This window comes from Nocardioides lacusdianchii, assembly GCF_020102855.1.
Lineage (GTDB): Bacteria > Actinomycetota > Actinomycetes > Propionibacteriales > Nocardioidaceae > Nocardioides > Nocardioides lacusdianchii.
Genome location: NZ_JADHZD010000016.1, coordinates 66,776 through 73,344 on the forward strand (window position 1 = coordinate 66,776; position 6,569 = coordinate 73,344).

Below are 6,569 nucleotides of genomic sequence, written 5' to 3' on the forward strand. Positions count from 1 at the left end.
GCGGCGGAGATGATCCGCCGCCTCACCGAGGCGCACGGCCCGGTGATGTTCCACCAGTCCGGCGGCTGCTGCGACGGGTCGTCGCCGATGTGCTACCCCGACGGCGAGTTCCGCACCGGCGACTCCGACATCCTGCTCGGCGAACTTGCTGTCGGGCTCGACCGCGACGTGCCCGTCTGGATGTCGAAGACCCAGTTCGAGTACTGGCAGCACACCCACCTCACCATCGATGTCGTCAAGGGCCGCGGCGCCGGCTTCTCCCTCGAGGCACCCGAGGGCGTGCGGTTCCTGATCCGATCACGTCTATTTACGGACGAGGAGTCCGCCACGGTCAACGGCTGACATGTAGGCCACGCCGGCACGCGCTGCTGCCAGCAAGTTGGACGACAACCCCGCGATCGTCATGGCGGGAGCGCGGTGATGCACCTAGTAGAGAGGCAATTTCGCCACTCAAGACACGGCTGCTTGCCGGCGGGCGTCAACGCGGCCCGACTAGCGCTGAACTTGCACTCCACTTTCAACTACCCGATAAGGAGACGATATGAATTGCCCAGGGAAGCCCGACCCAACTCGTTCAAGACTTCTGTCGAATCCGTCCCGTGAGGAGCGTCGCTTCGAGCCGCCCGCCGACCTCGCAGCCAACGCCAACGTCAAGGAGGAGGCCTACGCCCGCGCCGATTCCGACCGTGAGGCGTTCTGGGCCGAGGCCGCCGAGCGCCTCGACTGGGGCCAGCGCTGGGACCATGTCCTCGACTGGTCCAACCCGCCGTTCGCGAAGTGGTTCGTCGGCGGCACCATCAACGCCGCCGTCAACTGCGTCGACCGGCACGTCGATGCCGGCAACGGCGACAAGGTCGCGATCCACTGGGTCGGCGAGCCCGAGGACGACACCCGCGACATCACCTACGCCGATCTCCTCGACCAGGTCTCGCGCGCGGCCAACGCGCTGACCGACCTCGGCGTGCAGAAGGGCGACCGGGTCGCGATCTACATGCCGATGATCCCCGAGGTCGTCGTCGCGATGCTGGCGTGTGCGCGCCTCGGCGCCCCGCACACCGTGGTCTTCGGCGGCTTCTCCGCCGACGCCCTCGCCTCGCGCGTCACCGACTGCGGGGCGAAGGTGATCCTCACCGCCGACGGTGGCTACCGCCGCGGTGCGCCCAGTGCCCTGAAGCCCGCGGTCGACGAGGCCGTGGCCAAGGTCGCCGCCAAGGGCGGGGAGAGCCTCGTCGAGCACGTCGTCGTCGTACGCCGCACCGGCCAAGACGTCGAGTGGGACGACTCGCGCGACGTCTGGTGGCACGACGTCGTCGACGCCGCCTCGCCCGAGCACGACGCGGAGATGCACGACTCCGAGCACCCGCTCTACGTCATGTACACCTCCGGCACCACCGGCACACCGAAGGGCATCCTGCACACGACCGGCGGCTACCTCACCGGCACGTCCTACACACACTGGGCGGTCTTCGACCTCAAGGACGACGACGTCTACTGGTGCACCGCCGACGTCGGCTGGGTGACCGGGCACAGCTACATGGTCTACGGCCCGCTCGCCAACGGCGCGACGCAGGTGATGTACGAGGGCACCCCCGACGCCCCGCACAAGGGCCGCTGGTGGGAGATCATCGCGAAGTACGGCGTCACGATCTTCTACACCGCGCCGACCGCGATCCGGACGTTCATGAAGTGGGGCGACGACATCCCCGCCGAGCACGACCTGTCCTCGATCCGCCTGCTCGGCTCGGTGGGTGAGTCGATCAACCCCGAGGCCTACATCTGGTACCGCAAGCACATCGGTGCCGTTCAGGCGCCGATCGTCGACACCTGGTGGCAGACCGAGACCGGCCAGATGATGATCAGCCCGCTGCCCGGCGTGACCGCCGGCAAGCCCGGCTCGGCGATGAAGGCGCTGCCCGGCATCTCGATCGACGTGGTCAACGACGAGGCCCAGTCGGTCGGCAACGGCAACGGCGGCTACCTCGTGATCCGCGAGCCCTGGCCGGCGATGCTGCGCACTCTGTGGGGCGACGACCAGCGGTTCAAGGACACCTACTGGTCGCGCTGGGAGGGCCTCTACTTCGCCGGCGACGGCGCCAAGCTCGACGACGACGGCGACATCTGGCTGCTGGGCCGCGTCGACGACGTCATGAACGTGTCGGGCCACCGGCTCTCCACGACCGAGATCGAGTCGGCGCTGGTCTCGCACCCCAAGGTCGCCGAGGCGGCCGTGGTCGGGGCAGCCGACGACATGACTGGCCAGGCCGTGTGCGCCTTCGTGATCCTGCGCGACACGGCCGGCGACGGGGGGGCGGACATCGTCGAGGAGCTGCGCAAGCACGTCGCCAAGGAGATCGGCGCGATCGCGAAGCCGCGCCAGATCATGGTCGTGCCCGAGCTGCCGAAGACCCGCTCGGGCAAGATCATGCGCCGCCTGCTCAAGGACGTCGCCGAGCACCGTGAGGTCGGCGACGTGACCACGCTCGCCGACTCCACTGTCATGACGCTGATCACCGACAAGCTCACGTCCGGCAGTCCCAAGGACGACGGATGAACTCTGGCCGGACCAAGAAGGAGCAGCCCGCCGCAATGAGATTGATCTTGATGGGCCCCCCAGGAGCGGGCAAGGGGACGCAGGCGAGGGTCATCGCCGCCGAACTGGGAATCCCCGCCATTTCCACCGGGGATCTCTTCCGAGCCCATGTGGCGAAGCAGACACCCCTCGGCATCGAGGCGGAGCGTTTCATGAGCCTCGGCGAGTACGTCCCTGACTCCGTCACCAACGCGATGGTTCGAGATCGGCTTGACGAGGGTGACGCTCGCGGCGGATTCCTACTCGATGGCTATCCGCGCACATTGGCACAGGTTGAGGAACTCGACGTTCTGATGACCGCAAGAGGAATTGCTCTGGACGCGGTCATCTTGTTGATCGTTGATGGTGACGAAATCGTCGAGAGGCTGCTGCGGCGGGGTGCCACCGAGGGACGCACGGACGACAACGAGAGAGTGATCCGTCGCCGTCTTGACGTCTACGCGGAGGAGACCGAGCCATTGCTCTTGAACTACTCTCGCCGTGGCCTTCTCACCGAAGTCTTTGGTGCGGGTCCGCCTACCGAGGTGACCAGTCGAACCTTTGCCGCTCTACAGCGCTCCGGACTGATGGTGCCAAATCCCTCCCGAGGTCAGCCTCGGAGCGGCTTCGAGGGCGCACAGCCCTCGTCACGGTCAACGACCTGAGTTGTGAAGTACCAATGGAATCGTCCCACCACCAGGACTTCGTTGTTGGCGGCCCGGCCGGCAAGGGATTTGCGACTCTCTCAGGCGTCGGCCGTGCCCAGATGGATCTTGAGTACCGGAAATAGGTGAGGTCACATGTCGCTCCGTTCCCTTTTGGACGTCGCTCACGTCGCTGTGCGGGAGTTACGGTTGATGTGCCGAGATAGCGCACTTCGACGACGCGCATCAGTCAGGTGGATCGCATGAGGTTGCAAGTGGCAGGCTGTGAGGCATCTTCGTGTCCTCCGGCAGGGCGGTCGCTCTTTGGAGTATGCGAGTTCGCTCATTCTCCCGACGAGACCGAGCACGTCCGGTGGATTGCGATGGCTCACTACTGCTCCCGCGTGGCAAGTCGTCCGATATGACGAGGCCCATCCGGTGGTTTCTGACGACTCAGTTCGAGTACGTAACGCCCCCCGACAAGCCGGCATCACCGAGTCAGCTTGTACACGCGAAGGAGATGGGGACGCTCCTCACGGCCTGTGGGCAGATATCAACGAGCTGGTTCAAATACTGGGAGCAGCCCTTCGTTCCTGGCGCCCCCGGGCGTTGTTCGAAGTGTCAGATGGTTGTGACTGATTCGGGACTGCTGCCCCGCGAACCAGTTCGTCGTTTGTGGTCCGCGACGAACTTCTGACGTGGGCAGATTTGTCCAGCGAATGGCCCGAAGTTGAGTCCAGCAGAGTGGTGTACGACGTGGTGACCCTCGAGGGCGCTGACGCCCTCCTGCAAACAGTCCCGCTCGTGATCGGCATGTCCGACACGATCGGCGACACCGCCGCCATCGTGTTCGCGAGGTCGTTCTACGCTGCCCTAGCCTCCGCACAATCGGTCGTTACCGCGCTTGAACAAGCCAGAATGCAAATGCTCGCGACCTCGATGCTCGATGCAGATCAGGTGGACAAGTCCGCTCTTGCGACCTTGCGCGCACGCGACGACGCCGATCCGACGACAGTTGTCTTGGTGAGGCCCTCCGACGTTGCGCCGTAGGTATCGGCGCATAGCCGCCAGACCACCTTCGGGACACCCCTGGCAATCACCCTGTTGCCGCACGGCGGCGAGCCTGTCGGGGGCTGCCTCACCGCTGGTGAGGTCAGGGTCTCGGAGGGGGTCAGTTTTCGACCGTCGATAGGGGGTCAGTTTTCAGGCGTCGCCGACAGTGCGCGCGGCTTGGGGGCATCCATGGTGCGAACGCTAACCACGAGAGCGTCCGGATCTGCGGGTCCGTTCGCTTCGGAACCTGCGACGCTCCGCCATTGGCCCCACCCAAGGCACGAACCAGCGCTCGGCCCAGAAACGGCTCAAGTCGAGGACCTTTTGGGCGCGTGGCGACTGTGCGGGACGGTAGGCGCCTGGAGACGACACCTGCCTCTACATGGCTCTGACCTGCTAGTTTCGACGCGACGAGTGTCGTCGGAAGGCGCGCCGGGACGACACCAGTCACCTCAGCGGATCCCTCCGGATCAGAAGGTTTGGGGTTCGAATCCCTACAGGCGCGCAGATCGAAAACGGTCCCGGCTCCACGCCGGGGCCGTTTTCTGCGTCTCAGCCCGCCTGCGGACCGCTGTGCCGGTGGCGCTTGGGCCGGTTGGCCAGCACCAGGAACAGGCCCATCCCCACCACCACGAGGGTGGCCATGGTGAGCAGCACGGCTGCCCACAGGAACGGCGGCCAGTCGTGCTGGACGTACTGCTGGGTGAGCATCGCTACCTCCGGGTCTCTCGGCGATGCACCCACGATGGCCCCGGGAGCAGCACCCGGGACAGGTCCGGAGGACCCGTCCCGGGTGGGCCGGAAGGCCCGGGAGCCCGTCCGTGGTGGACGGCTCAGGCCTGCCAGATCCGCAACCAGTCGACCGACATGTGCTGCGGCAGCTGCTTGTCCCGCATGTAGGACAGCTCGTAGTCGGAGGAGAGCAGGCTCAGGATCGGGTACTGCGGCTGGCCGGACACCCCCTTGCGCGTGCGCCAGGTCTCCTGGCCGTCGATCCGGAAGATGTACGCCTTCGGCGTCCACTCCACCGAGAACACGTGGTAGTTCTTCGACCACCCGTCGCGCCGGTTCGCCAGGAAGCTCCTCGGCTGCTTGATCCAGGAACCGGTCTTGACGACCCGGCCGTCGCGCTTCCAGTGGATGAAGCTCGTCAGGCCGCCGCGGCGGTGCTTGTCGCCGAAGTACTCGACGACGTCGATCTCGGCGCCCGCCGTCCGCGGGCTGCCCGCCCGCGACACCTCGGGCTGCATCCAGAAGCTGCTGTGCTGGCCGCGCCGCGTGTGCATCTTGATGCGCGCGGCCGCGAAGCCGTACCTGAACGACACGCGGTTCTGCGTGGAGATGTGACCGTTGAGGCGGTAGGCGTAGCGGCCGGAGGAGGAGCCCCGCTTGACCGCCCTGCACCTGTCCTTGCGGCTGCGGTCCTTGATCACGCTGAGGCGCACCTTGCCGCCCCGCACCTTGACCGCCTTCGGACTGCCCTTGGAGCACAGGCGCTTGCTGGCCCGCTCGTAGGTCTGGCCGCGGTGGCTCCACTCGGGGCTGAGCGAGCGGCCCGAGAAGGTCTCGGTGTAGGAGGGCGTGCTCCAGCGTGCCGTGCTCTCCCCGCGGCTCGCGGCGGGTCGCAGGCCCTTGAAGCGCTGGGCCTTCACGCGGTAGGTCAGCGGAGCGCCACGGCGGGAGGCGCGGGCGGAGAACTCCGCACGGCCGCGGCGGTCCAGTCGCGCCTTCCCGACGTTCTTCCACCGGGTGCCGCGCTTGACCTGGAGCCGGACGGGGCGGCCGGCCCGGCGCGGCTTGACGGTGGCCGTGATGGCCACCCGGGCAGCGTCGGGACTGGCCGTACGGCGCCCCTGCTGCACGATCTGGGGCAGCACCTGGATCTTCGCCCGGGACCGCGTGGCCCGGCGTTCGGACGACGACAGCGCCGTCGGTGCGGTCACCGACGGATCGGCGGCCGACCCGGTGCCGGTGGCCAGGAGCAGGGACGCGGGCATCAGCAGCGCGAGGGCGCCACCGGCCAGCGCGCGTGGTGCGGGCATGGCGATGTCTCCTTCGTTCATCGTGACTCGTGTCTCTCGACAGCTCTTCCCTTCGAGGGTGTCCCGCGTGCCTGGCGCAGCCAAATCGTCGGGTCGGTCCGTAGGCTCGCCGTCGTGCCGATCGACGACGCCACAGTTGAGTCCCCGATAGTGGTGTAGCGCGGTCGCCGAGATCGTCACCGGCGTGTACGTCGGACGTTGGCGCGGCCACCGCGTGATCCTTCGAGTCAACCTTCTACCGAATCCTCGAGGACCATCACG

Annotated in this window: 6 protein-coding genes; 4 read left to right on the forward strand and 2 right to left on the reverse strand. The window is 66.8% G+C overall.

Annotation, left to right across the window (positions count from 1 at the left end; translation table 11 throughout):
* Window positions 1-9 precede the first annotated feature (9 nt).
* From IRX98_RS18630 to IRX98_RS18645, 4 genes are all read left to right on the forward strand, one after another.
* Entirely contained in the window at window positions 10-342 is a 333-nt protein-coding gene (locus IRX98_RS18630) for a DUF779 domain-containing protein (protein ID WP_443683775.1), read from the forward strand.
* Between the two features lie 199 nt (window positions 343-541).
* Window positions 542-2,551 (forward strand): acetate--CoA ligase, encoded by a 2,010-nt coding sequence (gene acs, locus IRX98_RS18635; RefSeq protein ID WP_207083543.1) that lies wholly within the window; start codon window positions 542-544, stop codon window positions 2,549-2,551.
* A gap of 35 nt (window positions 2,552-2,586) precedes the next feature.
* Window positions 2,587-3,234: an adenylate kinase gene (locus IRX98_RS18640; protein ID WP_224279319.1), complete on the forward strand. Its 648-nt coding sequence runs from the start codon at window positions 2,587-2,589 to the stop codon at window positions 3,232-3,234.
* Between the two features lie 735 nt (window positions 3,235-3,969).
* Complete coding sequence (locus tag IRX98_RS18645) at window positions 3,970-4,263, forward strand: CHAT domain-containing protein (RefSeq protein WP_224279315.1); 294 nt, start codon at window positions 3,970-3,972, stop codon at window positions 4,261-4,263.
* Window positions 4,264-4,818: 555 nt separating this feature from the next.
* Here the strand turns inward: IRX98_RS18645 and IRX98_RS18650 are convergent.
* Together IRX98_RS18650 and IRX98_RS18655 are read right to left on the reverse strand one after the other, a co-directional pair.
* A complete protein-coding gene (locus tag IRX98_RS18650; protein ID WP_207083541.1) occupies window positions 4,819-4,977 on the reverse strand; it encodes a hypothetical protein in 159 nt (52 codons plus the stop codon).
* 122 nt (window positions 4,978-5,099) lie between these two features.
* On the reverse strand, window positions 5,100-6,308 hold the full coding sequence (locus IRX98_RS18655) for a glycoside hydrolase family 16 protein (protein ID WP_224279317.1): 1,209 nt from the start codon (window positions 6,306-6,308) through the stop codon (window positions 5,100-5,102).
* Window positions 6,309-6,569 lie beyond the last annotated feature (261 nt).

Bases quoted from the DNA above. Each gene is read 5' to 3' on its own strand.
- IRX98_RS18630 (WP_443683775.1), top strand. From the start codon at position 10: ATGATCCGCCGCCTCACCGAGGCGCACGGCCCGGTGATGTTCCACCAG.
- acs (WP_207083543.1), top strand. From the start codon at position 542: ATGAATTGCCCAGGGAAGCCCGACCCAACTCGTTCAAGACTTCTGTCG.
- IRX98_RS18640 (WP_224279319.1), top strand. From the start codon at position 2,587: ATGAGATTGATCTTGATGGGCCCCCCAGGAGCGGGCAAGGGGACGCAG.
- IRX98_RS18650 (WP_207083541.1), bottom strand. From the start codon at position 4,977: ATGCTCACCCAGCAGTACGTCCAGCACGACTGGCCGCCGTTCCTGTGG.
- IRX98_RS18655 (WP_224279317.1), bottom strand. From the start codon at position 6,308: ATGCCCGCACCACGCGCGCTGGCCGGTGGCGCCCTCGCGCTGCTGATG.